Source organism: Streptomyces sp. NPDC039423 (assembly GCF_055598725.1).
On record NZ_JBVKAH010000003.1, the window covers coordinates 1 to 25,348 of the forward strand.

The window sequence follows — 25,348 nt, forward strand, 5'->3', positions numbered from 1 at the left end:
CCCGCGGAGCGGGTCCCACATCGCTGCGCGATGTGCAAGCGAACCCCCGCGCTGCGCGCGGGGGTTGCGCTCCCGCTCCGCGGGAGCGCTGGCGGGTGGCTGCGCCACCCGCTCACCCCGCCTGCTGCGCAGGCGGGGTGACGGTCCGTTCGCTGCGCTCCCGGACCGGGCGGGGCGTTGCCCCGCTTACCGGGCTTCCGCTGCGCTCCATCCCGGGTCGGCTCGTCCGCTTCGCTCCCTCGCCTCAACGGCCCTTTCGGCTGCGCCTCCAGGGCCGCTGGGGCCCGCTGACGCGGGCCGGGCTGGCTGGGAGGGGTGGGTCGCTCGTTCGTGTCAGGATTGGTGTAGCGCGTGACTCGCGTTGATGCAGCATGTAGTGTTGGCAAAAACGTGTGAGTCCCTGTTCTCGGAGCGAAGGACCCGGCCTCATGCTGAGCGTGGGGGCTGTGCGCCGGGTGACGCGGCACCAGACAGCCGGGCGTGAATGCCCCGGTTGGAGGTGTTCGGGCTCTCTGGGGGGGCGTTCCCCAGGACGTGGACGACCTGGTGGCCGGGCTTGGAGGGTGGGGCGGTCGCCCTGGGGCGCAGCGAGGTGGTCGAGCTGGGCGCGGCATGGCGCCGGCCTGTCGGGGCGCGGTGTTCGCGGAGACCGGGATGGCGACGGCGTGACGCGGCCGAGGGCCTGGTGGGTATCGCGGACCGGCGCTGGGCGCGGCCGGGGGGGGCGGTCGGCCGGGGCTGCTGAGGAGGGCGTACATCTCGCGTACATGCGACCGCATGAGCGGGGTGACGTGGTGCGTCTGGAGGCGTACGTCCGGGAGACCTCGTTGCCGCGCCCGGACACCGCGGAGCGGCGCCGGGCGCTGGAAGGCGCTGGAGGCGCTCAGTGAGGACGGGCGGTCTGCGCACGGCGCGCACGGTGAACAGCGACGGGACTGCGTCGTCCGTACGCGTGAGGCCACTACGACCCGGACGACGGGCACGCCCATCAAGAGTGGGGAGCCCGGTGCGAGCTTGCCCACCTGAAAGACCACGGGGATTCAAGCTTAAGAGAGACATAGAAATGTCAGCAATTCAGCTCAAGAAACACCAGCTAGACCAGCGATCCGCGTTTCGTAGGTGGGTGGGATTCCCTGCAAGATCATCCGTGCCCCCGCTGGGTGCCCGGGGCACCATCGTGTCAGCGACCGGCTCGGGCAAGACAATCACGGCCGCCGCGTGCGCGCTGGAGGCCTTCCCAGGCGGCAGGATCCTCGTCACCGTGCCGACCCTGGACCTGCTCGTACAGACCGCCCAGGCGTGGCGCCAGGTCGGTCACCGGGCCCCGATGGTTGCGGTGTGCTCGCTGGAGAACGACCTGGTCCTCAACGAACTGGGGGTGCGCACCACCACCAACCCGATCCAGCTCGCTCTGTGGGCGGGTTCCGGGCCGATCGTCGTGTTCGCCACCTACGCCTCGCTCGTGGACCGCGAGGACCCCGAAGACCCGACGGGGCAGGAGAAGGTCCGCGGGCCGCTGGAGGCTGCCCTGGCGGGCGGAGAGCGGCTCTACGGCCAGCAGATCGCCCCGTTCGACCTCGCCATCGTGGACGAGGCACACGGAACCGCCGGTGATCTCGGGCGGCCGTGGGCGGCGATCCACGACAACCAGCGGATCCCCGCCGACTTCCGGCTCTACCTGACCGCGACCCCGCGCATCCTCGCCGCTCCCCGGCCGCAGAAGGGCACCGGCGGCCAGGAGGTGGAGCTGGCGACCATGGCCGACGACCCGGAGGGGACCTACGGTGCGTGGATCGCGGAGCTCGGGCTGTCGGAGGCGATCGAGCGCGAGATCCTCGCCGGTTTCGAGATCGACGTCCTGGAGATCCGCGACCCCTCCCCCGTGATCGGGGAGTCGGAGGAAGCGCGGCGCGGCCGGCGCCTGGCGCTGCTGCAGACCGCGCTCCTGGAGCACGCCGCCGCCCGCAATCTGCGCACCGTCATGACGTTCCACCAGAAGGTCGAGGAAGCCGCGGCATTCGCGGAGAAGCTGCCCAAGACGGCAGCCAAGCTGTATGCCGGCGAGGTCTCGGGCGAGGACCTGGCGCAGGCGGACAAGCTCCCGAAGTCGTCGATCGACGCGGACTTCTACGAGCTGGAGGCCGGCCGGCACGTACCCCCGGACCGAGTGTGGTCGGCATGGCTGTGCGGCGACCACCTCGTCACCGAGCGACGCGAGGCCCTGCGCCAATTCGCAGGCGGCATCGACGCAGCCGGGCACCGAGTGCACCGGGCGTTCCTCGCCAGTTGCCGCGTTCTCGGTGAGGGCGTCGACATCGTCGGCGAGCGGGGAGTCGAGGCGGTCTGCTTCGCCGACACCCGCGGCTCCCAGGTCGAGATCGTGCAGAACATCGGCCGGGCGCTCCGACTCAACCGCGACGGCTCCACCAAGGTGGCCAGGATCATCGTCCCGATCTTCCTGGAGCCCGGCGAGGACCCGACCGACATGGTCGCCAGCGCCTCGTTTCGCCCTCTTGTTGCGGTCCTCCAGGGCCTGCGTTCGCATGATGAGCGTCTGGTCGAGCAGCTCGCCTCACGTGCGCTCACCAGCGGGAAGCGCAAGGTCCACGTGCAGCGTGGCGAAGAGGGGCGGATCGTCGGCGCCGGCGGCACGGGCGACGGCGAGGACCAGGAGCAGGGCGACACCGGCGCAGCTGCCGAGTCAGCCCTGCTCCACTTCTCCAGCCCGCGCGACCCGGCGACCATCGCGGCCTTCCTGCGCACCCGGGTCTACCGGCCGGAGTCACTGGTGTGGCTGGAGGGCTACCAAGCCCTCATCCGGTGGCGGAAGGAGAACGAGATCACCGGCCTCTACACCGTGCCCTACGACGTCGAGGTGGAAGTAGGGGTCACGAAGGATTTCCCGCTTGGCCGGTGGGTGCATCAGCAGAGGAAGGCGCTGCGGGCCGGGGAGCTGGAGGAGCGGCGCAAGACCCTGCTGGACGCGCCGGAGGCCGGGATGGTGTGGGAGCCGGGCGAGGAAGCGTGGGAGAACAAGCTCGCAGCGCTCCGCTCCTACCGGCGGGCCACCGGGCACCTCGCGCCCCGGCAGGACGCGATGTGGGACGACCCGGCCGGCGGCAGCCCCGTGCCGATCGGGCAGCACATGACCAACCTCCGCAGGAAAGGCGGACTCGGGAAGGACCCGCAGCGGGCAGAGCAGCGCGCGCAACAGCTGACCGCGATCGACGAGGACTGGAACTGCCCCTGGCCACTGAACTGGCAACGCCACTACCGCCACCTCGCCGACCTGGTCGACGCCGACGGCCACCTGCCGGCCATCGAACCCGGGGTGCTGTTCGAGGGTGATGACCTCGGACGGTGGCTCCGGCAGCAGCGTAAGCCGGGGACCTGGGCACAGCTGTCGACCGAGCAGCAGCGGCGGCTGGCGAAGCTGGGCGTACAGCCCGACCAGGCGTCGCCTCCCGCCCCGGCAGCCGCTCCTGCGACGAAGGGCACGAGCAAAGCACAGCAGGCATTCCAGCGAGGCCTCGCGGCCCTCACGCAGTGGGTGGAGAAGGAGGGTGACCGGCCGGTCCCGCGCGGCGCGGTCGTCGAGACCGACGTCGACGGCGAGACCGAGCCGGTGCCTGTACGACTGGGCGTATGGATTTCGAACACTCGTACGAGGCGTGACAAGCTCACCGCCGAACAGCTCACCGCACTCCGGGAACTCGGCGTCGACTGGGCCAAGCCGGTGACGATCCCCCAAACCGCCCCGGACTGCCCCTGACCGCTCCAGCGGCGTGACCGGACCCCTGGCCTCTTGAAGGCCGGGGGTCCGGTGCTCTAGCCAGCCTTCCGGACGGCGCGCTGTTAGTTAGGCGCAGGAGTGGTGGTTCGGGCTTCGACGGCGTCAGCACATGGTGACGGTGACTGAGCGGTCGGGGATGTCCACGCCGTTGTAGCCATCGGGAAGGCTCACACCCACTCGCTTGGTGGTGAAGGTGTATTCGCCGTGGCCTGCACAGTTGAAACGGAAGATGCGCTGGCCGCCATCCTGCCCTACCCAGAATCCGAAGGATTCGATCGACTCGATGATCTGGTCTCCCTTGTGGATCTCCAGGTCTCCGCCCATGTTGCATGATGTCCTGCTCCAGCCGATGGTCTGGCCCTTCCAACACTCGGCTTCGATGCTGGCATGCGCACCGGCGTAGTCGCTGATGCAGTTGCGAGACACGACTGAGCTCCAGTTGTCCGCACTCCGCGAATCGGTTTGGGGTGTGCACTCCGTTACCGACCGCATGGCACCCGCGGCGTGCGTGGGGGCGATCGAGAGGGCGGAGCTGAGCGTCACCATCGCGGCCACAGCAATTACTGACTGCCGAGCTTTGCTGATCTTCATGAAGCACACAACGATCTAGGTGATCCCGAGTCACTGAGCGACGTCACGCTCCACGCCCTCACGGCTTCGACGCAGGTGTCTCTCCCTGTCAGGGTTCCAGCGGTGCTGCGGTGGCAAGCACGTCACAGGACATCCGGGTCGCATGTCCGTATCCGAGTCATGTGCCGGACTGTGACTGCGCGCTTAGCAGTCTTGGGCGCGACCTGGCATCCGCCATGCCAAGATCGATTCGGCGGCGCTGGGTCGCCACGCAGTCTTTGGAGTGGGCATGTCTGACCGGCAAACCGGCACGGTGAAGTGGTTCAACGAGGAGAAGGGGTTCGGCTTCATCACTCCGCAAGGGGGCGGCCCCGAGCTCTTCGTGCACTTTAGGGCCATTGAGTCCGATGGTTTCAAGTCCCTCAAAGAAGGCCAGACCGTCTCGTTCGTCGCCGAGCAGGGGCAGAAGGGCATGCAGGCGGCGCAGGTCCGCCCGGAGTAGCCCGCTTGCGGGCTCAGTGCCGCAGTGGGCGAAACTCGCCAACTGCGGTGTCCACTCGGGCGCGGGCACGCCACCGGTTCGGTCAAGGTTCACTCGGCCGTGTGGATGCGGGCGCATGTTCGGACAGGGCGGCGCCGACACCACTGACACTTCGGTTCATGAGGAGGGCGTCGGCGGAGAAGCGCCGGTCGGCCGTCAAACGGTTGTCCCAGGTACGGGAGGACGAGGTGCTGACCGCCGCGCACGGCCGTACTGTCGTGACCGCGCTGGACGTATCGGAGGCGGAAGATGGCGGTGGGTCGCGCCGCCGAAGACGACGAGCCGTCCGTACGGCCCGGCTACGAGCTGAGCGACACCGACCGCGCGGCGTTCGACCGCGGCTTACAGAACTACCCCGCACCCGGGGGCCGCTGTACGTCTGCCACGCCAGCAGCCGGTCGTGGTAACGCTCGTCCTCGAAGGACTCGGTGTCTTAGGCACTGATGCGGTGGTCAGCAGGTGCTTCCGCCCGCTCCCGCCGGCGGCGGAGCCGGTACGCGGCGGCCACGCAGTTGGGCCCGAAGAAAGACGGACTGCCTTCATCCGAGCGCGGGTATCTCTCACCTGGCAGCAGTACGGCCCCGTGTCATCGGGGGGACACGAGGAGGACTGGGGCCTGTGCAGCAGCAGATCGCCGTAGTCGCGGGTCCGCTCCCGCTCATCGGGCATGCTTACCGGCTTCTGCGGGACCCGCTCGGATTCCTCATGGACCAGCGCGGCGAGGCGGCGGTATCGCGAGTGCGGATCGCGAACCGTACGGCTTACCTGATCAACGAGGCCGGGGCGGCAGGACAGGTGCTGGTCTCGTCCCAGTTCGACAAGGGCGGTCCGTTCATGGAGACCGCGAGGGTCCTCGTCGGCAACGGAGTGATCACCTGCAGCAACGCCGACCACCGGCGCCAGCAGCCGGTCCTGCGCCCCGCCTTCCAGCGCGACCTGGTCGCCGCGTACGCGCCGGTCATGAGCCAATGCGTCAGTCAGGCCATAGAAACGTGGCGGGAAGGCGACACCATCGATGTGGGCGAGCAGATGTACCAGCTGGCCGCACAGGTGGTGGCACGGACCCTGATCTCCGCCCCGGCCGGGCAGGAAGCGGCGGACACGATGGGCCGGGCGCTGCCGGTGCTGCTGCGCGGCATGTTCCGCCACATGCTGATCCCCTGGCCCTGGGTGCACCGCCTGCCGTTACCTGCCAACCGGCGCTTCGCCCGCGCACGCACGGACCTGGCCCGGGCCGTCGGCAACGTCATCGCCGAGTACCGGGAATCCGACACCGGCAGGGGCGACCTGCTGTCCCAGGTCATGGCCTGTCCGAAGGACGGCGGGCCGCGGTTCGACGACCGTGAGGTCCGCGACCAGGTCATGTCGATCCTGGCGGCAGGAGTGGAGACCAGCGCCTCACTCCTGGCGTGGACTTTTCATGCCTTGTCCGCCTGTCCCCACGTCGAACAGCAGCTGTGGGCTGAGGTCGATAACGCTCTTGCCGGGCGTTTGCCGGTGTTCGACGACCTGCCGCGCCTGCCCCTCACACGGCGGGTGTTGACGGAGGCGCTGCGGTTGTGGCCACCGACCTGGATGCTCAGCCGGGTCGCCCTCGCGGACACCGTGGTTGCGGGCTTCGCCATCCCCGCTGGCGCAGACGTCATCATCTCCCCCTACGCCCTGCAACGGGACCCGCAGGTCTTCGCCGACCCTGAGGCGTTCGACCCCGACCGGTGGCGGCCTGAGCGCCTCACGCCGGCCATGCGCCAGGCGTTCACCGCCTTCGGCGGCGGGCGGCGTAAATGCCTCGGCGAGTTCTTCGGCATGACCGAAGCCGTCCTCGCCCTCGCCGGGATCAGCAGCCAGTGGCAACTGCGCGCCCCCTACGGGAAGCCGGCTCGCGCGGTGCCGCGTTTCCTCCTCACCCCCGAGGGCGGACCCTTGACCCTTCACCGCCGCATCTCCGCGCACGGCCATCACATCCCCCCGAGCTCACGGGACGAGCGGTGACCGGCGACGATACGAGCCCCCGCCCAGGGATACCCCCAGGCGCTCGGCCGTCGGAAGACCTGTCGGCCTATCCCTCGTTCCGGTTGCCGCTCTTCCCCCGGTTCACCCCGGCCCTGCGCCGTCCAGGTATCGAGCAGGACGAAAGACGCTTCCGGCAGTGGCTGGCCGACCGCATGCGCGGCGCCTTCGCCGACGAGAAGAGCCTGCAGGAATTCCTGGAGCACCGCACCACCTTGTGGAACCTGCTGGTGTACGCCACCGCCCGCGCCGACCGAGTGGGATTGATCTGCCACTGGATCGACGTCCTGTTCAGCATCGACGACGCCTTCGCCCAGCATCCGCCGTCACAACTGCGACGCCTGGGCATCCCACTGTTGCCCGCCGTCCTCGACGGCCGACCGATCCCGGACCAGACTGCCTACACCCGGGCCTTCCACCTGCTGCGCGAACAGAGCATGTCAGTCATGCCGCCCGGCGTGTGGGAACGCTACGCGCACACGCTGAAAGGTTTCCTCAGTGCGTGCCGCCTCGAACGGGAATTGGTGAAAGAGGCCAAGGCGATCGATCTGGCGACCTACGAGGCGTACCGGGCGGTGTCGATCGGGGAGTGCTGCTTCCCGCTGGCCGAGTTCGGCCTGGGCATCGACCTGAGCGATGCCACCTCTCGGCTACCCGAGCTGCGGCGCCTCAACACGCTGGTGGGCCGTCACTGGATCGCCGTCAACGACATCTTCTCCTACCGAAAGGAGCTCTACAGCGGCGACACCATGAACGAGATCCAGCTCGCGCTTGCCGACAACGGCGGCGACCTCCAGGGCGCCGTCGACCGCATCGCAGCCACGGTCCACCGCGTCGAGGACGATTTCCACCAGCTCTGCGAACAACTCCGTGCCCGGCCGCAAGGACGAGGCGCCGACATCACCGCGTACCTGGAAGCGCTGAAGTGGATGATCGCCGGAAACCTCGAATGGTCTTACATCACCCCCCGCTACAACGGTAGGGGCCACCGCCTGGACGGCCCCCTCGACGCCACCGTCATCCTCATGCCTGATCGCACCCACTACGTCCCGGGACCAACCGTCCTGGTCTGACCTGCGCGGTTGTCCGGCCGCCGTACGGCCGTGAGGCGCCCTGTGAAGCGCCCACCAGGGCGCCTTGGCGAACGCCCTGGTGGACGTCCTGAAAGGCGCTTTGCGAGGCGCCCCAGCATGAGCGTCGGCTCTGTCGCGCAACAGGGGCCAGCCCGGCGAAACCCGCCCCATAGGCTCGCTTCATGCGAGGAGTCCACGGCTTCCACACCTTGTCCTTCGCCGCCCTGTACATCGAGGCGTGGTACCGCTCCCGGGGTGAGGCCCCGGACAAGTGCCTCGGGCCGGCCACCGGCTTTCTCATGGGGGTCCCCCGGGGACTACTGGCTCGTCACCGCTCGCCATGTAGGGAACGGACGCCGCTCCGATACCGGGAAGACCATAAGTCCGGACGGACTGTGCCCCGGCTACATCGAAACGGCGGGGCTCCGACCTCGCGCACGTCGTACCCGGTGGGCGGGTGTTCGGCACGTTCATGCCGCGCGCCCCGATAAAGCGTCGCTGTCCCGGATCTACTGATCAGTCCAGCTCGCGCGATCGAGGCCACCGCGCACTCGCCCTGGAGCACTGAGAGGTCGGCCGTCAATCGTTCAGGGCATTTGCGGTACGGCGGGTGGTGCGGCGGAGGTAGTGGGTGACGGCGGGGTCCGCGTCGAGGGTGTATTCGGCATCGAGGGCGGTGAGGGTCTGGGCGATGCGGGTGAGGGAGTCGCTGGAGGTGTCCAGGGTGCAGGTGGTGCCGGTGACGGCGCGGACGCGGTCGGCGAGTGCTCCGGTGCGGGCCCGCACGGTCTCAGCGGGGGCCTGGACGGTGGCGACGGCCCGGTAGCGCGCCGGGGCTCCGGCGATTTTCGAGGCGAGGTAGGCGGCGGGGTCGGGGCCCGGTGCGGGGAGTTCCCGGGCGGGGACGCGGAAGCCGGTGGGGGCGGGGTCGGTGATGCGGTCGAGGCGGTAGATGCGCCAGTCGTCCTGGTGGGTGTCGTGGGCGATGAGGTACCAGAGGCTGCCGTAGGCGACCAGGCGGTGCGGCTCGACGCGGCGGGAGGCGTGGGCGTGGTGCCGGGTGGTGTAGTCGAAGGTGATGATCTCGTGGTCGCGGCTGGCGGCGGCCAAGGTGGTGAGGACGGCGGGGGCGGCCCGGGGTGAGGGGGTGTCCCACGCGAGGGTGGTGGTGGCGTCCTGGAGGGCGGCGGCCTGGATGCGGAGGCGGGCGGGCAGGACCTGTTCGAGTTTGGCCAGCGCGCGCAGGGCGGCTTCCTCGAAGCCGGTGACATGTCCGGCCGCGGTACGCAGGGCGACCGTGAGCGCGACGGCTTCGTCGTCGTCGAGCAGGAGCGGGGGCATGTCGGCGCCGGAGGCGAGGCGGTAGCCGCCGGCGTGGCCGCTGACGCTGTCGACCGGGTAGCCCAGTTCGCGCAGGCGGTCCATGTCGCGGCGGACGGTGCGCACGGTGACGCCGAGGCGGTCGGAGAGTTCGGCGCCCGACCATTCGCGGCGGGTCTGGAGCAGGGCGAGCAGCCGCAGAATCCGGGCGGGCATGTCGGTCGTCATGGCCCCCAGTGTGCCGTTCTTGGAGGACACCTGATGTCCTCGAAGGGTCCTAGCGTGGAGTCATGCCCGGTGGTCGGCCGCAGCCGCTGCCGGCCCCAGGAGAAGAGCACCCCCGCTCCAGGAGAGACCCTTATGAAGATCGCACTGCTCGGTACCGGATTCGGTATCGCTCACGCCGGCGTCTACGCCTCCCGCCCCGACGTCGAGGTCGTGGTCTTCGGACGGAGCCCGCAGAAGCTGGAGGGCTTCGCGGACAAGTTCGGCTTCGCCACCACGACCGACCTCGACTCCGTCTACGACGACCCGGCCGTCGACCTGGTCGACATCTGCCTGCCCACGCACCTGCACACCGAGCACATCCTGCGCGCCCTCGACGCGGGCAAGCACGTGCTGTGCGAGCTGCCCCTCGCCCCCAGCGTCGAGGAGGCCGAGCGGATCTGCGCCGCGGCCGAGGCGAGCGGGAAGCGGGTGTTCGTCGACCTGTTCATGCGCCTGCACCCCGCCGTGCGCCACCTGCACCAAACGATCGCCGACGGTTCGCTGGAACAGCTGAAGTCGCTGCGCTCCTACCGCAAGGCGGGCCCGATCTGGGGGCCGGTGCCCCTGGGCGTGGACAAGCTGGCGCTGGAGGTCATGCTCTCCGACCTCGACTACGTCGCCGCCGCCCTGGGCCTGCCCCGCACCTTCACGCCCGCGCCGTGGCCGCGGACTCGCAGCGGGCCGGGGCGGAAACGATCCTCGCCTACGACGACGCGGTGGTCGAATTCACCGCCTCCACCATGGTCCCGGCCGCCTACGGCGTCGCCCACGGCTTCGAGGCGACCTTCACCAACGGCGTCCTGGAACTGCACGAACGCCCCTTCGAGCAGACCGGGCCGCAGATGCGGCTGACCGAGTACACGGCCGCCGGCCGCCGCGAGATCGAGCTCACCCCCACCGGCAACTACAGCACCGCGATCAACCACGTCCTGAACTGCCTCACCACGGGCGCCCCGGACACACTGCTCACCCCCCGTGCGGCGACCGACAGCCTGCGCCTGACCCTCGACATCCACCAGGCCCTCACCACCGCCCCCTGACCCTCGCGGCCCCGGCCGGGCCCACCCTATGCGCCCGGCCGGACAGCCTGCCGCACCGCCTCGGATGCAGGACCTGGGGGTGCTGTTCGAGGGCGACCACCTGGGCAAATGGCTGGAGCGGCAGAAGAACCCGGGTACCTGGGCGCAGCTTCTCCCCGAGCAGCAGGAGCGGCTGTCGAAGCTGGGCGTGCAGCCCGACCAGGCCACGTCTCCCGCCCCGGCGGCGGCTCGTACGACAAAGCGCCCGAACAAGGCACAGCAAGCGTTCCAGCGCGGACTGACAGCTGGAGGCGGTGACTGATTGGGCGTGTTGGTCGTGCTGCTGCGCGCTGGGCTGCCGCCGTTTCGATATCGGCGGCTGGCTGGGCGGTGGCTTCTTGCAGGGCGGGGTCGTCGAGGACAGCTTGGTGCAAGGCTCGGGCCTCACGCCATTGGTTGATCTCTTCCTCGAGGTCGGTCAGGGCCTGCTCGCTGAGCAGGGCCTGTTCGGCTTCGGTGGGGGTGCTGAACCCCTGGGATGTGGCAGCATCGGTGGCTTCGCTGGTGCGGGTGTGCAGGGTTTGGCTGGCGGTGGCTGCCGTGTGGGATGCCTCGGCTGCCTGCTCGAGGTGGTCGCCGGTGCGGGTGAGGTCGTCGATGCGGGCCGCGAGGGTGGTGGCGGTGCCGCGGGCGGCGTCGAGTATCGCGGTGGGTTGTGCCTGCCGTTTGGACAGGTTGTCGTAGTTGGCGTTGCGGTCGGACGGGCCGGCGGTAGCGGTGCTGTCCTGTTGGGTCATGGCCGTGTCTTCGCGATCGAGTGCGAGGAATTCCTCCTCGACATTCCTGCGGTCGGCGGCACGTTTGAGGGAGTCGGCCAGCTGATTGGTGAGTGTGTTGTGGTCGGCTTTGAGGATGTCCAGCGAGGTGTCGCCGACTTCGCCCCTGGCGGCGGCGGCGTTTTCGCGCAGCTGCTGCAGCTCGGCTGCGATCTCGTCTCGCTGCTGCTGGAGGAGCTGGTGGGTGTCTTCGGCAGCTTGTTCGTCCTCGCGCGTCGGGTGCCCGTCAGGAGCGTGGGCAGGGTTCGGGTGGGAGCAGGAGCCGCACACCGGACACGGAACGCCGTCGGTGAGGCCGGTGGCGAGTTCGTGACAACCCGGCAACTCTCAGACGCCGAGCTCGCCACCGGGTTCCACCGGCATCGGTCTGTCACCCACGCCATCTCCCCCAGCACTCAGAGACGGCCGTTCGTGTGGAGCTCGGCCCGGAGGGCGGTCACCGCGTCGCCGGAGACGGCCACTCCGAGCGCGCCGTCTAGCTTCACGTCGACGCGCACCCGGACGTCTCCCGGTCGGCCCATCGCCGACCCCTGACGGCCCGTGAAGGTGAGTCGCCCGGTCGGCGCCGGCACGATTGCGTGCCGTACCAGGTAGGCGCCGAGAGGTCCGTGCCCATTCGCCGCGGAGCGGCAGCGCAGGCGGGCCGACAGTGGCCGGCGCGCTACGTCGCCTTCGGCCTGGTCCACACCGGCGGCCTGGACCTGACCGGCATGCCCTGCGTACGGCGGCGGAGCGAGCTGGAGGCGCTGTTCACGCGGCGGGGCCTTACGGCGCCGTTCACGCTGTGCCCGTCGACCACCGACCCGGCCACAGCCGCGGAGTGGCTTATATGGACGGCCGCCGGGGTCGAGGGCCTGTGCTTCAAACGGCTCGACGAGCCATATACAGGCGGTGCGCGGGCGTGGCGTAAGCACAAGGTGCGGGCCACCACCGCAGCCCTCGTAGGGGCGGTCACCGGCTCTCTGGCCGCGCCGCGCACGGTGCTAGGCCGCCAGGACGACGCGGGTACCGGCCGGCGGCCGTATGACGGAGTGGCCCGGGGCCTGAGGCGATCTCGGCCGTACGGCGACCTCGGCCAGCGGCCGTACGACGGCCGGAGCCGGGGCGTGACCGAGGGTTCGACGGGTACACGCGGTCGCACACGACGAAGCGTCAGCGCACCACCGAGGAAGTGGGGTCCAACCATGATGATCGCCGGAATCATCGCCGTCTGCGTCATACTCGCCGTTCTGGCGTTCTTCCTGCCCCGCCTCTCCAAGCACCCCGAGCGCGGTACTCAGAAGACCCTCGGCCTGGGTTCCCGCGCGGGCGGCAAGGCCCCCGGCCCGCTGGGCCGCCTTTTCAGCAAGCCGTTCAGCAGCAGCTCGAAGGCAGTCGGCAAGAGTGGCTCGGCCGGCCGCCGCATGCGGGGCCACATGCCCTTCTGACCCCACGTCCCACTCGGCCCGGCCCGCAACCCCCGTCGGCGGCCGGGCCGCGGTGTGTCTGCGAGGCGAGCAGCAGAGTCTGCCCGCGCTGCTCGACTCCTCGCTCGGCTGGGAGAGGCAGCCGGCGGCTTCGCGGAGAATGACGTCGGCGAGGGCGCCGCGGCCGTCGTTCTCCGGCAGGGCGGCAGCGTGGCGCCGGACGTCAGCGGCAAGCGCGCGGGCGTGGCCGGTGAGCTGGAGGGCGAGCTGCTCCAAGTCGCTGGCGGTGAGGGTGTCCTGGTCGGTTCACGCGAGGACGGCGTTGACGAGGCACTCGTACGGTTCGCGATCGAGCGGGAGCCCGGCTTCGATCAGGCCGTCGGGGTCGTACAGGACCGTGTGGGTGCTGGTGTGCATGGCTGGCCTCGCTGCCGAGAGCGTCGTGTGCGGGTGGCCGGCGGTCACCAGTGGGGGTCCTCGCCGCCGCCAACTCCGTCGTCCTGGTCCTGGTCGTGCTGGCCGAGGAAGCGGGCGTAGCCGCGGTCGGCGCGTGCCAGCAGGGCCGGGGAAGGCCGGTCGAAGGCGGAGGGGCTGGAGGCCGCGTCCTTCGGGTGCGTGTCCGGTGGGTGTGGGTGCGCTCATGGGGCACCGCCTTCTGTTGCTGGGCTGCGTCGGTGTTGTTCGACGCTACGGAGGCCGCCACCCAGCCGATCCTGCTGGCACCGGCCCTGCCGGACACCGTCCCCGTCGCCTGTCGATACTGATCCTTCCATGGCCGTGGGCACCGAAGAGGGACACACCGACTACTTCCGCGCCGACAAGGCATGGCTGTACATCGTGATCCTGACCGTCGGCTACATGATCAGCCGCGGGCTGGCCAAGTCCGGCAGCCGCGACCCCTACGACGAGTCCCACTAACCCGGCGGGGAAAGGCAGCATCCGGTGTGCTGCACGCCGCGGCCCGACGTGTAGCGCCTGGCGGAGCGGATGAGCGCGCGTCGCGACCAGTACGTTGGTCGCGGCGCGCGCTTGGTCATGTGCTAGCCAGCTGTTGGAGCCGCCCTGGCGAGCGAGGTTTCAGGCAGTGGTGCGGTTGCTTTGGCGTGCGGCAAGCGCGGCGTCGGCGCTGGGAAAGGTGGGCAGGAAGGTGTCCATCCCGGTGACGCTGAGCAGGCGGCTCAGCCGGTCGGGGATGGCCGCCAGGGTCAGCGAGCCGTCGGCGTCCTTGGCGCAGCGCCAGATGCCGACGAGGGCGCCCAGGCCGGAGGAGTCGCAGAAGGTGATGCCCGACAGGTCGGCGACCAGGTCGGGGTGGCCGTTCGCGATGAGGCCCAGGGCGCGTGCTCGTACGGCGGGTGCGGTGGTGATGTCGAATTCGCCGGACAGTGCGATCACGGCCAGGGCGCCGTCGGTGTGCGGGACGTCGATGTGGAGTGCGTCGGTCATGGGCGTCGGTTCTCCTGCCCGACGGAGACGTCGGCGGTCGGGGCGGCGGCGCTGTGGACGGTGGTGGTGATGCCCGCGGGAGCGGCATCGGGGGTGGGGACGGACAGGGCCAGCAGGGCCACGTCGTCGCGTTCGGTGTCGGGGAGGGTGTCCAGGAGTGCGACGGTGTCGTCGATCAGGGCGCCGGCACTGACCGGCGCCGACTGGCGGGCCAGGAAGTCGAACAGGCCCGTGTCGGCGAGCATGTGGCCATCGGCGGTGCGGGCCTCGGTCAGCCCGTCGGTGTAGAGCAGCAGTCCCTGGCCGGGTGCCAGGTGCAGGGTGCGTGAGGCGAAGGCGGCTTCGGCGATCGCGCCGACCAGCATGCCGCCCTCGGCGCGGACCGGCTCCACCTGTACACCGCCTTCCTCGGTGGGGCTCAGGTAGTAGGCGGGCGGATGGCCTCCGGTGGCCAGGGTGACCGTGAAACCGCCGTCCCGGGCAGGATCGAGCACGCCGAAGATGGCGGTGCAGAAGCGGGTACCAACCGCCGCGTCCAGCAGCAGCGCCGTGTTCAGGGCATTCAGCGCGGCCATCGGGTCCGCGTCGACGAGGGCTGCGGCCCGCAGCGTGTAGCGGGTCAGTGAGGTGACCGAGGCGGCTTCGGCGCCCTTGCCGCACACATCGCCCAGGAAGAACGCCCACCGGTCCCCGCCGACGGGGAAGACGTCGTAGAAGTCGCCGCCCACCTCCTGCGGGGAGGCGGTCTTGTAGTGGCAGGCCAGCTCCAAGCCCGGTACCGCGGGCAGGACGGGAGGCACCAGGGTGCGCTGCAGGGTGGAGGCGAACGCGGCGATGGCCGCCTTGTCCCGCTCCGCCCGCTGCCGGGCCTCTTCCTCCGCCCGGCGCTTCTCCTGCTCGACCTTGCGGCGCTCCTGCTCGGCGCGCACCACGTGCAGCGCCGACAGCCGCAGCTCAAGCTGGTCACGCACCACCGCCGCCAAGTCCGCGAGCGTGGCCGAATCCGCCTGGCTGATCTCGCGGGGGCGGGTGTCGAGGACGTTGACCGTGCCCAGCCGATACCCGTCGGCGGTAATGATCGGAGCGGCGGCATAGAACCGCACCCCCATCGGGCCGGCGACCAGCGGATTGGAGCAGGCGACCGGGTCGAGCAGGGTGTCGGGGATGACGGTGGTGTCATCGGTGAGCACCGCCGAGGCACACAGGCCCGGGTCGCGGCCGATCTCGGTGACGCCGTCCAGACCGTGCGTGGCCTTGAACCAGATCCGGTCCTCATCCACGATCGTCACCGTCGCCACCGGCACCTCGAACAGACGCGCGGCCAGCGCTGCGACTCTGTCGTAGGCGCCGTCCGGAGGGGTATCGAGAATGTCGTAACGGCGCACCGCCGCCATCCGCGCCGCCTCGGCCGACGCGGCCACAGGCCCGCTCGGTGCTATCGCAGGCGGGCTCGCTTGCTCGGGCATAACCCTCGTCTCGTTCATCCCCCCCAGGAAGGCGCCGACCAGACAGTCAGCACCCAGGCACTGTACCCAAACGCCTCACCGCACCCGGGTTCGTGGCCGCTCCGGGTGCGGAGAGTGGTCACAAGCAGCGGCTGCTCATCCCCGGGCCCAGGGCGCGGGGGGTGCGTCGGGCGCGGGTCGACCAGGGCATGGCCGCCGTACCACTGCGGCTGCCCGGTGGTCAGGGCGACGCCGTCTTACTGGTCGGCAATGGCGCGGTCGGGGATGTCCAGGAGGGCGAGGCGGGCGGTGATTCGTTTGCCGACCGGTTCCCGCTGCGCCTCGAAGCCCTGGGCGACGGCCAGGACGATCTCCAGGCCGTGCTGCCCGACCCGGCCGGTGTCCGCGGCCTGCGCGATCGGCAGTTCCGGGTCGGAGTCCCACACCACGATCTCCACCGTCTCGCCGGTGATCCGCAGTTCCATCAGCACCGGGCCGGGCGCGTACTTGCGGGCGTTGGTGACCAGTTCACTGACCACCAGCTGCGTGAGGTCCACAGCGCGCTGGGAAACCAGCACCCCGCGCTCGGTCTGTGCCCGGGTGAGGAACTGCGTTGCCAGGTGGCGGGCCTGGGCGATGACCGTGCCGTCACCTTCCAGGGCCACCGTGGTCTGCATGACCTGCTCGCCTGGTGCGGTGCCGCCCTCATCCACAGAGACTGCTTCCATCACGGCCCACTTCCGCCACCCCGTTCACACCCCCGCGCGTACCCGCGCCCGCGCGGTACACGCTCCACTCTCCTGCGTCGGCTCCCCACCGGCACAGCAGCATCGCCCGGACGTGCAGGGCAGCACTTCAGGCGGAAGGTCTTGGTGTGCAAGTATCACCGAATGGCCGAGGGACAAATGACGGACACCAAACAGGTCGGCGGACTGTCGGTCGTGACCACCTTCACGGACGGCGTCCGCGTGCTGACCCTGGCCGGGGAGATCGACCACCACACCGGCGATCAGCTGCGCCGGGCCCTGGAGGTCACCGACACCGCCAGGCCCCGCATCGTGATCGACATGCGCCAGGTCACCTTCATGGACTCCACCGGCATCAACATCCTCATCGCCGCCTACCAGTCCGTCACCAAAGTCGGCGGCTGGCTCCGCCTGGCCGCACCCACCGACTCCGTCCTTCGGGTCCTGCAACTCGTCGGCGTCGACGACGTCATCGACTGCCGCGAAACCCTCCGCCAAGCTCTCGGCAACTGAGCACTCCCCGAGGCGCTGCTGCGCGCTGACCAGCCGGTCCAGGCGCGAAGCGGAGCGGCCCGCGAGCGCGCGGCCGTACGGCGGAGCGCGGCGGTGGCCTCGGGGTCGGCGGCGGAGCGGCGCGCGGCGATGGCGGACAGCCGTACAGGGCGAAGCGGACGCGGGCCGGTCGGCAACAGCCCAGCGGGAGGGGCGGGCAACAGCCCAGGGGAAGGCGGCGGGGCGGCACGGCGCGGCCCCGGCACGCAGGGCGGCGGGCGCGGGGACGGCGGGCAGCGGACGGCGGAGCGCGTGGAGCGGCGACGGCGAACGGTCCGGGACTGCGGCGAAGGCAGAGCGGGCGGGCGCGGCGGAGGCGGCCGCACGACGGGCGACGGACACACGACCGCGACCCGGCGCGGGACGGCGCGGGACGGTGCCGACACGCGCGGCCGCGCGCACGGCAGCGCGGAGCGTCCACCGGCCCGAGCGCACGCCGGAGCCCGCCGGGGCGGTGAAGAGCGGCGACGCGGGAGCGGGACTGACGCGCCAGCCCGTACGGAGCGACGGGCACAGAGCGCGGAACGCGCGCACGCAGGGGGCGAAGCGCGGCGAGCACGCGCAGGTCGTACGGCGGGCAGCGGACGGCGGACAACGGCCCGGGCTGCCGGAACCCGCGGAGGCGGCGAACGCGGCCAGCTCGACCCGGACCCGGCGCAAGCCCGTGGCGGAGCGGCGTGGGAGCTGCACCGACGCAGCGACCCGCGCGAACGCCGCAGCAGCAGGTCGCGCGCGGCGCAACGCCCGAACGGCGCGGACGACCAGCCCAACGCACAGCAGAGCGCGGCTGCGCGGCCCCGGGGCCGGCGCGCCGTACGGCGACCTGGCAGGCCCCGTACGGCGCACGGCAGAACGGCGACGTGGGACCGGCACGACAACCCCGGCACGGCCCGACCCAAGGGCGCGGCACCGGCCCAGTAGCGGCCACCAGCCCGAGCCCGCTGGCCCGCGCGCAGCGCCCAAATAAGGCCCAGCCCGGAGGCCGCAACCAGGGGCAGAAGTCCTCCCTGGGAGACGGGCGACCGTCCAAACACCGGCCGGGCATGAGGCGTACCAAAGGCGTACGTGGTGCGTACACGGGTCCGCGCGAAGTGCCCAGGGCTGGAACTCGAGTGGCCGGAGGATCTGCCTTCCTGTGGACGAAGACCCAGCTGCGCCGGGTGCGGCGGACGGCTGGCGGCTCCTCGACCAGTCGGTCGGACGTCGTGCGAAAAACAAATACGTCGCGAAAAACAAATAATGGCGGCGTGGCGCGGGGGCGCAGTGGTGCGTGGAGGGCGAACCAGCGGCGCAGGGGCGGGTGCCGGTGCCCGGTGCGTGTGAGGTTCCAGGCGCGGGCGGTCACAGATGTGGTGCGCTCGTCGGCGATTCGGCCGTCCACGAGGCGGCCACGCTGGGGCGGCCGCAGGTCACGTCAGCAGGCGGACGACGCCGGCCGCGGGGCGTGGCCGAGCTGGTCGACAAGTGCGAAGCGGCCCGGTGGTACTGCCCCAGCATGCTGGCACCGGGCCTGACTCGCACACTCCATACCGGCACGAGCTGCCGCTGACCCTGCCCGGCGCCGTCCCTTGGCTAACGAGCTCGTGCACGGTAAGCGGTGAGACACCGAGGGCTTCGATGGGCCAGTGCTCACCTCTGTCGTCGAGGGCCCAGGTCCGCGGTCTGCTGGTAGGAGAGCAGGCCGGCGACGGCTTGGACGGTGTCGCTCATGTGCTCGCGGCGGCCGAGGTGGCGGGCCAGTGCCCGCCAGTTCTTGAGGTGGGCGATGCCGTGCTCGACGCGGATCCGTCGTGAGGAATGTGCCTTGCGCTGTCGCTCGTGCATTTCCTCGTACCAGTCCGGGAGCGTTCTTCTTGAACTTGCGGTGCGGTGGCGTCACCACGCGTCCACCGGTCTGGGCACCGAGGCCCTGGTAGCCGGCGTCCGCGAGGATCTCCACCGCTGGGCCGTCCACCAGGAGCTTGACCAGGCCCGACTGGCGGGCATGGGTGATGTCCGCGCAGCTGCCTGGTCTGGCCGGGCTGCAGAACAGCACCCGCCCGTTCTGGTCGGTGAGGACCATGGTCTTGACGGCGTTCTGCTTGTTCTTCCCGGAGATGAACGTGTCCCGGTCCTTGCGCCCGCCTGGCGGCCGGCGGACCCGGATTTCGGTGCCGTCGATGATGCCGGTCTGCCCACTGGCGCCGAGGTGGTAGATGACTTCGGCCAGTGTTCGCAGCCGGACGCCGGGGCTGATCGAGCACCCCCGCTCGGCGAGCAGGGGCCGTATCTCGCCGATGGCCCGGGTGATGGTGGAGCGGTCGACTCCGAACCAGCAGGCCAGCACGTCGTGAGTGGCCCCGTGGCGGAGATGGACGAGGGTGGCCAGGAGCCGGTCGACGAACACGAACCGGTGCTTCGCACCGGCGCCCACAGCACGCTTCCGCGGCCGAGAGGTCAGTTTGGCTTGGTGACGCTCATGCCATAACGGGCTCAACTCGGCAACGAGTTCAGCGATCACATCGGCCTACAGCGCCGTGATCCGGCGATTGCTGACGATCATTGCACGACTCACGGTCCCCACCATCCGACCATGATCAACCATCCGGGGCTCGACGTCTCACCGCTTACCGTGCACGAGCTCGTTAGCCCCCCAATCAGAGGACCAAGCGGGGCCTTCGTTGCCAAAAGCCTCGGCACCCCGCCGGATCGACCGACGGGGTGCCATTCAGATTCACCTAACTGTCCAGCCAAGCGCCAACCGACATGAGCCCACCGCCGACGAGGCCTCCGAGCAAGGCTCCCAGGCCAGCGCCGGGAAGGGCACCGATTCCGCCGGCACTTGCTCCGACTTCTGCGCCGATCAGACCACCGAAGCCTGCACCCTCAACTGCACCCTCACCGTCGGCAGAGGCCACACCCTTTGCCATTCTCTGCACCTGGGTGCCCCCCTTTCCTGCAGTGTCATTCACGTGTTCGGAGCTCGCGGAAATTACCCCAGCGATCATTTGCGCCACCGCGCTGGCCTGCTCGTCATCGAATGACGTTTCGTAGATGCGACGGGTTTTACTGGCGACCTCCGACGTGGACCCCTCACTCCGAACGATCTCGAGCATCTTGGTGATTCCCGCCGCCTCACCTTCGGTGATCACCTTCAGCCGCTGCAGCGTTTCCAGGTGCATCTGGGTTCTCTCGCGCCGGGGGAGCCCTTTGTCCACCATCTCCTGGACGAGTTTGTTGTGAAGCTGTCCAGCCGAGCGCGCCCACGCTCTGAAGAACTCGGGAGGGATGACTTTACCTCCCTCAAGTACGTTTCCTTCGTCTGCAGTTGGCATTCCCGGCGACCAAATGATTCCAACAGTGACGTTGAACGGAGGCCGTGTGGCTCGGGTTGCACCGGCGCGATCGAGGGCGCGCGCCGTGGCCTCAACCACATCCCCGAGATCGACTCGTCCAGATCCTTCACTTGCCATGAGAAAACCCTTCTGCATCGGGGCTCGCCACCCGCTGTTGTTCGTCCGAAGGCCCCCAGGTTGTAGTGACTACTTGAGGGCAGCGCAGACAAGCTTCCTTTCCCTCCTGATGCCACCACCGGCAGTCTGATCTCACTTGACACGGCGGAAGCTGGCTAACAACCGGGGGAAGAATCTCCGTCACGCGACGCACCAGCGTGCAATTCACACCATCAAAGTTCTGACACCTGTCACCAACACATGGGGCCGCGAATCGAAACACTTCCGTGGGATGGAAAGGGGAAGCCATTTCGAGCAGCTGAGGCTTCGGCGGCTTCAATTCAGCAAGGTAAAGAACTCGAGGCTCATCAACGGTGCCGTTGACCACCCCCAGCACCTTACTCTCCTCCATGTCGTGCTGGGCACTAGGGCAGAGCCGGGGCCGGGTAGTATCTGTCATACCAATTGACCCTCGCGGCTCGAACTGATTCCAGCAACCGGGAGGACCCGCGTGGGCGAACGGTGAATGCACCCCGGGAGCAGCTGCGCGCGGTGGAGAAGAGCCGGCGCTCCCCACTCGCGGGACCCAGACCAAGCTCCAGCATCTGGTACAGCAACACAAGCCAGACGCGACAAGCTGGACGTTGGACACCAACTCGCCGCACTGGCCGAACTCGGCATCCACTGGACATGACGCGTACCAAACGCCTACACACCATATCCGCCGGTGGCAGGCCTTTCGGCAGGGGTCAGTGCTCCGACAGCTCCCTTGAAGCGAACCAGTGGGGGAACGGTCCGGTGGAGGGCGGGAAGGCGAACGGCGGGGTGCGGTCGGTGAGCAGGCGCAGCAGGAACTCGCCGGGTGCGCTGCCACAGCGTGCCATTCCGGGCACGGGTTTGCCGGCCGATCGGGGCGAGGCCACGACGGCGCCAGGGTTGTGCTCGCGCGGACGGACCACGGCTCCTGCGCCACCAAGTGATACGGATAGGCGCCAGTACCGCCAAATGCCCATCAGAACATGCGCACCGTGTGGCGGGGCCCCATCATGTGATGGAAGAGGTCCGGCAAAGACCATCATTACGGTCGGTGATCGACGGTGTGACCAGGCCGAATTCCAGTTTTGAACGGCCTCAACCAAGAGGACCGGTGGGCGGCCTACTCGGCAACGTGGACACGGCGTGGTTCGTTGGCGACGGAGATGGCCGCTCATAGCGTGATCTGGAACGAATCGAGGTGGGACCATGAGCCACGGATTCAAAGCTGCAATCGCTCGCGTTCAGCACGACTATGCCTTCTATATTCAATGCCAGTCCGACCCGGAAACAGCGCTCGCCAGCTATTCGCTGACTCCGGAAGAGCAGGCCACTCTCCGTGATCCCCAGCGGTTGGCCGACGCGCTGCAGCACGGGAGCAGCATGCGCTCGATCAAGGTCACGATCTCCGGCACTCACGACTGGATCAACCGGGCAGAGGCGCAGGCGCCTAAAGAGGAGGCTGTCACCGAATTGATCGCGCACGAGATCGAGTCGATCCGCCTGGCCGGCAACGATGACGAGCGCCGTGAGTCGACACTTCGTCTGGTTCGGTTGGTCGGATGAACGAGCAGACCAGCGGAAACGAAGCCTCAGTGTGGCCGTTCGACATCGGCATCGTCGGAACCGGCATCGTCGGGACGCACCAGCTCACGCGTGAGGCCGAGGAGGTCATCCAGCGGAGCAAGCACACGTTCGTCGTCGCATCGGGATACGGGATCACCGAGTACATCGAGAGCCTGTGTCCGCGCGTGACCGATCTGAGCTACCTGTACGAGCCGGGCCTGAACCGTCTCCCGACCTATCACCGGATGGCGGCCGAGGTGGTGTCGGCAGCCCTCGTCGATACGCCCGTCTGCCTGGCGGTCTACGGCCACCCCTGGGTGTACTGCTACCCCACGACATTGATCAATCGCGCCGCGGGGCAGTTGGGCCTGCACGTCGAGGTGTTCGCCGGGGTGTCGGCGTTCGATACGTTGCTGGTCGACCTCGGCACGGATATCGCTCACGGTGGCATCCAGATGTACGAGGCCACCGACCTGTTGCTGCGTCAACGTCCCATCCAGAGTGACGTCACGTGCGTGATCTGGCAGCCGACGGTGGTCGGGGATCCGACCTGCCCCACGGGGCCGTACGCGTCGCGGCAGTTCGAGCCGCTGCGGGACTACCTGCTGCGTTTCTATCCCCACGACCACGTGGTCAAGTTGGTGACCAGCAAGAACCACCCACTCATCCGTTCTTCGGTGGTGTCGTTGGAGGTGAGTGATCTGGCGACCGAGCTCGCAGGGGTGCCAGGCGTCGGCACACTGTACGTCCCCCCTGTCGCCGAGAGGTCCGTCAAGGACTCGGAGTTGTTGGACGTCATGGTCAGCACAGGGGCACGAGACGAGGCGTAGCCAAGTCCGTTGTGCCGGTGACAGTGCAGGTCGCGGCCATCGGTGGATGGCCGCGACCTCGCCACAGACCCTAGCTGTTCGGCGCAAGTTCGGCGTATCGGTGGACGAACGCCAGAAACAGTCGGCAGGCCTTGTTGTCGGCCTTCCCGTCCGAAGCTGCTGCCAGCCCCGCCTCGAGGCGCTCCGCGGCCTCGACCGCCGTGAGCGCAATGACGTCCGATGTGGTCACCTCTTCGAGAGCGGCCACGCCGTCGCGGGCATTCGCAGACCACGGCTTGCTTGTTGCGGCCAGCAGGACAGAGTTCAGGGCCCCGTCGCCAGCGTCCTGAGCGAGATCGACCAAGTCATCGATGCGCCACATCGCCTCGCCCAGCAGCGTGCCCGCCGTCGGTGAGGCGATGGCATGGGCTCCCGTCGCGAGTTGCTCGATGATCTGGAATGGCATGACGGAGGTCCGTCGCGAGCACTCGATCAGCTGGTCGCGTGTGGCGAACTCCGGCGAATGCTGGACCGTCCGACGTTCCGCCTCCAGGGCCTCCTCAGAGAGGGCCCCGACGCGATCGCGCACCGCCGCCCCCTCATCGCCCGGGTAGCCGGCGTGCAGGGTCACGAGAAATGTCTCGATGATTCGGGCGGTGAAGGCCGCGGTCGGATCCGCCGCGAGCGGAGCAGGCAGGGCCGATTGCAGCCGCCCAGTCGGCCACGGATCGCGTGTGGCTCCGGCCCAGTCCAGGGCCTGGAAGATCCGGAGCAACTCCAGCCCGAGTGCCGGAGTGCCGTCACACAGACCGTCGATGAGGCCGGCGCCCAGGTTGAACGCGGCGCAGGAAACCTCGATGGCGGCTGCCTGCTCGTGGCTGGTCTGCCTGGGCGACGCGAACAAGCTCGCCGTGACCGAGCCGAAGGCAAGCCCCAACCCGATGCGCATCGCGGCCTGATCGTCATCGAACTCGACGTCCATGACCCCCTCCCGGCCGTTCGCGTAACAGATCTCAAGGACGCGTTGAAGCAGCCTTTCGCCTGAACGGACGGCTTCGGCCATGGCCGAAGCGTAAGCGGCATGACTGAGCAGCAACCCCCGAGCCTCGAATTCGGTCGAGAGGCTACGGCTGACAGTGCAGTCGACCTTCTTCCGCACCTGTTCGGAAATTACCACGTCGGCCCGCCTGTGAAATGGTGATTCGCCGAGCCGCCAGTCGGTTCCTGCCATGGGGCGGCCCGTCAGAACATCGTCTTCGATACGGATTCCGTCCAGGTCACAGCATGGCGGACGGGGTCGAGGCCACTCTGGTCACGCTTCCGCCTCGACGTACCGGAACTCCGGACCGTACGTTCTGCCGCTGCCGTCGGGCAGCGGAATCTGCATCAACTGTTGTGCTGGCGCCTGTAGTTGGAACATCTGCCCGACGGCCTTGTTCAGCAGTTGCGTCGCCGCGCCCGACGTCTCCGCCTGCCATGCCTGCTCGATGAATCGCAGCATCGAGCTGTAGTGGTGGTTGAAGGTGTCGGTGAGCTGTCTCACCTCGCCGGGAACCTCCAGTGCGCCCAGCGCCCAGCCGCCTGTCGGGACCGTTCCCATGGGGAACACCTCCGGCATGGGAATTTCGGCGCCCTGGAAGTCGAACTTCTTCGGGTCTTCCGACACGACGATCAGCTTGCGGCCGTGGAAGATCTCCCGGAAGGAGTAGAAGTGGGCTAGTTCGCTGGGTTGTCCGGGGAAGGGGTTCTCCGGTGACGCGACGGTTCCCTCGCCCTGCTCCTTGATGATCTTTACTGCTTTCTCGACGTCATCGAAAGAGGCGAGTTTGAAGACATCATTCCCCTTTCCATGGTGCGACATACCCTTGATCACCTGTCGGGTTCCCGAGATCAGGTTCTGGTGTACTTGAAATGCGTCCAGAATTGCCGTGTAGAAGGCTCCGATCGACGTGTGGAATTCCCTGGCCTCGACGACAGGGTCGTCCGGCTTCTCGATCTGTGAGTACATCTCCAGTGATTGCTTGGTCAGTCCGGAGAGGGAAACGGTCACCTCAGGACGAACGCCGCCGGGAAGTGGGCCAGGATATTTCGGCACCAGTTTGCCGTCGGCGAGGAGGGGGGTGCCTCCGATGGTGGTGAGCATGTTGCAGACCAAGCCCATGTGGGACATCTCATCGAAGACGATTTCTTGAATCGTCCCGAAGACATCGGGGCTCTGGCTCGGATCCTTGATCGACCACAGGCCGCACAAGTAAGGGGGAAGCGTCGCGAGTTCAAGCATGACGGCCTGCTGCAGCGCTTCCTTGAGCCACTGCTCGTCGTGCTCCTCGGTGGGCGCCTCCATGAGCTCGGTGATCCTGTTGCTTTCATAGTTGAGAGCTGTCGTGGTCATGGCGCACCCTTGCTGGTTGTGGTTTTCTGCCCATTCTTGATTGACGGGGGCCGCCGGAGCCGCGGCGCGCGGGGGTGGTCTCCAGGATTGCAC

The 25,348-nt window shown here is 68.8% G+C and carries 23 protein-coding genes and 2 pseudogenes; 11 read left to right on the forward strand and 14 right to left on the reverse strand.

All coding sequences use genetic code 11. The features are described from left to right. The first annotated feature begins 1,063 nt into the window (after nucleotides 1–1,063). On the forward strand, nucleotides 1,064–3,772 hold the full coding sequence (locus tag ACZ7LK_RS10590; protein WP_471139608.1) for a helicase associated domain-containing protein: 2,709 nt from the start codon (nucleotides 1,064–1,066) through the stop codon (nucleotides 3,770–3,772). A gap of 123 nt (nucleotides 3,773–3,895) precedes the next feature. Here the strand turns inward: ACZ7LK_RS10590 and ACZ7LK_RS10595 are convergent, their stop codons facing one another. Then, nucleotides 3,896–4,384 carry a hypothetical protein gene (locus ACZ7LK_RS10595; protein WP_471139611.1) on the reverse strand — a complete coding sequence of 163 codons (489 nt, stop codon included), beginning with the start codon at nucleotides 4,382–4,384 and terminating at the stop codon, nucleotides 3,896–3,898. Between the two features lie 268 nt (nucleotides 4,385–4,652). On the opposite strand from ACZ7LK_RS10595, the gene ACZ7LK_RS10600 reads away from it, so the two are divergent. The 3 genes from ACZ7LK_RS10600 (at nucleotide 4,653) to ACZ7LK_RS10610 (ending at nucleotide 7,987) form a co-directional block, all read left to right on the forward strand. Then, complete coding sequence (locus ACZ7LK_RS10600) at nucleotides 4,653–4,865, forward strand: cold-shock protein (RefSeq protein WP_392277611.1); 213 nt, start codon at nucleotides 4,653–4,655, stop codon at nucleotides 4,863–4,865. Between the two features lie 657 nt (nucleotides 4,866–5,522). After that, nucleotides 5,523–6,896, forward strand: coding sequence for a cytochrome P450 (locus tag ACZ7LK_RS10605; RefSeq protein WP_471139614.1), 1,374 nt, complete (start codon nucleotides 5,523–5,525; stop codon nucleotides 6,894–6,896). Beyond that, the gene (locus tag ACZ7LK_RS10610; RefSeq protein WP_471139617.1) at nucleotides 6,893–7,987 is read left to right on the forward strand and encodes a terpene synthase family protein; all 1,095 of its coding nucleotides are present in this window, start codon (nucleotides 6,893–6,895) and stop codon (nucleotides 7,985–7,987) included. The genes ACZ7LK_RS10605 and ACZ7LK_RS10610 overlap by 4 nt, the downstream gene beginning before the upstream one ends. 579 nt (nucleotides 7,988–8,566) lie before the next feature. Here the strand turns inward: ACZ7LK_RS10610 and ACZ7LK_RS10615 are convergent. Further along, nucleotides 8,567–9,535 (reverse strand): helix-turn-helix transcriptional regulator, encoded by a 969-nt coding sequence (locus ACZ7LK_RS10615; protein WP_471139619.1) that lies wholly within the window; start codon nucleotides 9,533–9,535, stop codon nucleotides 8,567–8,569. 132 nt (nucleotides 9,536–9,667) lie between these two features. On the opposite strand from ACZ7LK_RS10615, the gene ACZ7LK_RS10620 reads away from it, so the two are divergent. Continuing rightward, entirely contained in the window at nucleotides 9,668–10,426 is a 759-nt protein-coding gene (locus tag ACZ7LK_RS10620) for a Gfo/Idh/MocA family protein (protein ID WP_471139622.1), read from the forward strand. Then, nucleotides 10,417–10,614 (forward strand): hypothetical protein, encoded by a 198-nt coding sequence (locus ACZ7LK_RS10625; RefSeq protein WP_471139624.1) that lies wholly within the window; start codon nucleotides 10,417–10,419, stop codon nucleotides 10,612–10,614. The genes ACZ7LK_RS10620 and ACZ7LK_RS10625 overlap by 10 nt, the downstream gene beginning before the upstream one ends. A 26-nt stretch (nucleotides 10,615–10,640) precedes the next feature. Here ACZ7LK_RS10625 and ACZ7LK_RS10630 read toward each other — a convergent pair whose 3' ends face one another. Together ACZ7LK_RS10630 and ACZ7LK_RS10635 are read right to left on the reverse strand one after the other, a co-directional pair. After that, nucleotides 10,641–11,753: a hypothetical protein gene (locus ACZ7LK_RS10630; RefSeq protein WP_471139626.1), complete on the reverse strand. Its 1,113-nt coding sequence runs from the start codon at nucleotides 11,751–11,753 to the stop codon at nucleotides 10,641–10,643. Between the two features lie 71 nt (nucleotides 11,754–11,824). Then, nucleotides 11,825–12,343 (reverse strand): PhzF family phenazine biosynthesis protein, encoded by a 519-nt coding sequence (locus ACZ7LK_RS10635; RefSeq protein ID WP_471139629.1) that lies wholly within the window; start codon nucleotides 12,341–12,343, stop codon nucleotides 11,825–11,827. A 270-nt stretch (nucleotides 12,344–12,613) separates the two neighbouring features. Here ACZ7LK_RS10635 and ACZ7LK_RS10640 point away from each other — a divergent pair, with 270 nt between their 5' ends. After that, nucleotides 12,614–12,856 carry a DUF6411 family protein gene (locus ACZ7LK_RS10640; RefSeq protein ID WP_064070239.1) on the forward strand — a complete coding sequence of 81 codons (243 nt, stop codon included), beginning with the start codon at nucleotides 12,614–12,616 and terminating at the stop codon, nucleotides 12,854–12,856. Between the two features lie 105 nt (nucleotides 12,857–12,961). Here the strand turns inward: ACZ7LK_RS10640 and ACZ7LK_RS10645 are convergent. Further along, a pseudogene (locus tag ACZ7LK_RS10645) lies at nucleotides 12,962–13,252 on the reverse strand (DUF6415 family natural product biosynthesis protein); the annotation flags it as partial. A 354-nt stretch (nucleotides 13,253–13,606) separates the two neighbouring features. Between ACZ7LK_RS10645 and ACZ7LK_RS10650 the strand changes: the two are divergent. Then, nucleotides 13,607–13,753 (forward strand): hypothetical protein, encoded by a 147-nt coding sequence (locus ACZ7LK_RS10650; RefSeq protein ID WP_471139631.1) that lies wholly within the window; start codon nucleotides 13,607–13,609, stop codon nucleotides 13,751–13,753. Between the two features lie 159 nt (nucleotides 13,754–13,912). Here the strand turns inward: ACZ7LK_RS10650 and ACZ7LK_RS10655 are convergent, their stop codons facing one another. The 3 genes from ACZ7LK_RS10655 to ACZ7LK_RS10665 form a co-directional block, all read right to left on the reverse strand. Then, nucleotides 13,913–14,281 carry an STAS domain-containing protein gene (locus ACZ7LK_RS10655; protein ID WP_469464856.1) on the reverse strand — a complete coding sequence of 123 codons (369 nt, stop codon included), beginning with the start codon at nucleotides 14,279–14,281 and terminating at the stop codon, nucleotides 13,913–13,915. Continuing rightward, complete coding sequence (locus tag ACZ7LK_RS10660; RefSeq protein ID WP_471139634.1) at nucleotides 14,278–15,702, reverse strand: PP2C family protein-serine/threonine phosphatase; 1,425 nt, start codon at nucleotides 15,700–15,702, stop codon at nucleotides 14,278–14,280. The genes ACZ7LK_RS10655 and ACZ7LK_RS10660 overlap by 4 nt, the downstream gene beginning before the upstream one ends. A 281-nt stretch (nucleotides 15,703–15,983) precedes the next feature. Then, nucleotides 15,984–16,454: an ATP-binding protein gene (locus tag ACZ7LK_RS10665; protein WP_471139636.1), complete on the reverse strand. Its 471-nt coding sequence runs from the start codon at nucleotides 16,452–16,454 to the stop codon at nucleotides 15,984–15,986. Nucleotides 16,455–16,631: 177 nt separating this feature from the next. Here ACZ7LK_RS10665 and ACZ7LK_RS10670 point away from each other — a divergent pair, with 177 nt between their 5' ends. Next, a complete protein-coding gene (locus tag ACZ7LK_RS10670) occupies nucleotides 16,632–16,985 on the forward strand; it encodes an STAS domain-containing protein (protein WP_471139640.1) in 354 nt (117 codons plus the stop codon). Nucleotides 16,986–18,653: 1,668 nt separating this feature from the next. Here the strand turns inward: ACZ7LK_RS10670 and ACZ7LK_RS10675 are convergent. The 4 genes and pseudogenes from ACZ7LK_RS10675 to ACZ7LK_RS10690 all read right to left on the reverse strand — a co-directional run bounded on the left by ACZ7LK_RS10675 (nucleotide 18,654) and on the right by ACZ7LK_RS10690 (nucleotide 21,339). Continuing rightward, nucleotides 18,654–18,848: a hypothetical protein gene (locus ACZ7LK_RS10675; protein WP_471140666.1), complete on the reverse strand. Its 195-nt coding sequence runs from the start codon at nucleotides 18,846–18,848 to the stop codon at nucleotides 18,654–18,656. Between the two features lie 97 nt (nucleotides 18,849–18,945). Next, a pseudogene (locus tag ACZ7LK_RS10680) lies at nucleotides 18,946–19,524 on the reverse strand (transposase); the annotation flags it as partial. Nucleotides 19,525–19,741: 217 nt separating this feature from the next. Next, entirely contained in the window at nucleotides 19,742–20,476 is a 735-nt protein-coding gene (locus ACZ7LK_RS10685) for a hypothetical protein (RefSeq protein ID WP_471139643.1), read from the reverse strand. A gap of 728 nt (nucleotides 20,477–21,204) precedes the next feature. Beyond that, a complete protein-coding gene (locus ACZ7LK_RS10690) occupies nucleotides 21,205–21,339 on the reverse strand; it encodes a hypothetical protein (RefSeq protein WP_471139645.1) in 135 nt (44 codons plus the stop codon). A 358-nt stretch (nucleotides 21,340–21,697) separates the two neighbouring features. Between ACZ7LK_RS10690 and ACZ7LK_RS10695 the strand changes: the two genes are divergently transcribed. Both ACZ7LK_RS10695 and ACZ7LK_RS10700 read left to right on the forward strand, forming a co-directional pair. Further along, nucleotides 21,698–22,054 (forward strand): hypothetical protein, encoded by a 357-nt coding sequence (locus ACZ7LK_RS10695; protein WP_392273253.1) that lies wholly within the window; start codon nucleotides 21,698–21,700, stop codon nucleotides 22,052–22,054. Further along, the gene (locus tag ACZ7LK_RS10700) at nucleotides 22,051–22,884 is read left to right on the forward strand and encodes an SAM-dependent methyltransferase (protein ID WP_471139648.1); all 834 of its coding nucleotides are present in this window, start codon (nucleotides 22,051–22,053) and stop codon (nucleotides 22,882–22,884) included. The genes ACZ7LK_RS10695 and ACZ7LK_RS10700 overlap by 4 nt, the downstream gene beginning before the upstream one ends. Nucleotides 22,885–22,954: 70 nt before the next feature. On the opposite strand, the gene ACZ7LK_RS10705 is transcribed toward ACZ7LK_RS10700, so the two are convergent. Beyond that, nucleotides 22,955–24,094, reverse strand: coding sequence for a thioredoxin domain-containing protein (locus ACZ7LK_RS10705; RefSeq protein ID WP_471139650.1), 1,140 nt, complete (start codon nucleotides 24,092–24,094; stop codon nucleotides 22,955–22,957). 81 nt (nucleotides 24,095–24,175) lie between these two features. Next, nucleotides 24,176–25,255, reverse strand: a complete 1,080-nt coding sequence (locus ACZ7LK_RS10710) for a ferritin-like domain-containing protein (protein WP_471139653.1) — start codon at nucleotides 25,253–25,255, stop codon at nucleotides 24,176–24,178. Nucleotides 25,256–25,348 lie beyond the last annotated feature (93 nt).

Excerpts from the sequence above, each read along its gene's own strand:
- ACZ7LK_RS10590 (WP_471139608.1), top strand. The coding sequence starts at position 1,064 with ATGTCAGCAATTCAGCTCAAGAAACACCAGCTAGACCAGCGATCCGCG.
- ACZ7LK_RS10595 (WP_471139611.1), bottom strand. The coding sequence starts at position 4,384 with ATGAAGATCAGCAAAGCTCGGCAGTCAGTAATTGCTGTGGCCGCGATG.
- ACZ7LK_RS10600 (WP_392277611.1), top strand. The coding sequence starts at position 4,653 with ATGTCTGACCGGCAAACCGGCACGGTGAAGTGGTTCAACGAGGAGAAG.
- ACZ7LK_RS10615 (WP_471139619.1), bottom strand. The coding sequence starts at position 9,535 with ATGACGACCGACATGCCCGCCCGGATTCTGCGGCTGCTCGCCCTGCTC.
- ACZ7LK_RS10620 (WP_471139622.1), top strand. The coding sequence starts at position 9,668 with ATGAAGATCGCACTGCTCGGTACCGGATTCGGTATCGCTCACGCCGGC.
- ACZ7LK_RS10625 (WP_471139624.1), top strand. The coding sequence starts at position 10,417 with ATGCGGCTGACCGAGTACACGGCCGCCGGCCGCCGCGAGATCGAGCTC.
- ACZ7LK_RS10640 (WP_064070239.1), top strand. The coding sequence starts at position 12,614 with ATGATGATCGCCGGAATCATCGCCGTCTGCGTCATACTCGCCGTTCTG.
- ACZ7LK_RS10650 (WP_471139631.1), top strand. The coding sequence starts at position 13,607 with ATGGCCGTGGGCACCGAAGAGGGACACACCGACTACTTCCGCGCCGAC.
- ACZ7LK_RS10655 (WP_469464856.1), bottom strand. The coding sequence starts at position 14,281 with ATGACCGACGCACTCCACATCGACGTCCCGCACACCGACGGCGCCCTG.
- ACZ7LK_RS10665 (WP_471139636.1), bottom strand. The coding sequence starts at position 16,454 with ATGGAAGCAGTCTCTGTGGATGAGGGCGGCACCGCACCAGGCGAGCAG.
- ACZ7LK_RS10670 (WP_471139640.1), top strand. The coding sequence starts at position 16,632 with ATGACGGACACCAAACAGGTCGGCGGACTGTCGGTCGTGACCACCTTC.
- ACZ7LK_RS10675 (WP_471140666.1), bottom strand. The coding sequence starts at position 18,848 with ATGCACGAGCGACAGCGCAAGGCACATTCCTCACGACGGATCCGCGTC.
- ACZ7LK_RS10685 (WP_471139643.1), bottom strand. The coding sequence starts at position 20,476 with ATGGCAAGTGAAGGATCTGGACGAGTCGATCTCGGGGATGTGGTTGAG.
- ACZ7LK_RS10690 (WP_471139645.1), bottom strand. The coding sequence starts at position 21,339 with ATGGCACGCTGTGGCAGCGCACCCGGCGAGTTCCTGCTGCGCCTGCTC.
- ACZ7LK_RS10695 (WP_392273253.1), top strand. The coding sequence starts at position 21,698 with ATGAGCCACGGATTCAAAGCTGCAATCGCTCGCGTTCAGCACGACTAT.
- ACZ7LK_RS10700 (WP_471139648.1), top strand. The coding sequence starts at position 22,051 with ATGAACGAGCAGACCAGCGGAAACGAAGCCTCAGTGTGGCCGTTCGAC.
- ACZ7LK_RS10705 (WP_471139650.1), bottom strand. The coding sequence starts at position 24,094 with ATGGCAGGAACCGACTGGCGGCTCGGCGAATCACCATTTCACAGGCGG.
- ACZ7LK_RS10710 (WP_471139653.1), bottom strand. The coding sequence starts at position 25,255 with ATGACCACGACAGCTCTCAACTATGAAAGCAACAGGATCACCGAGCTC.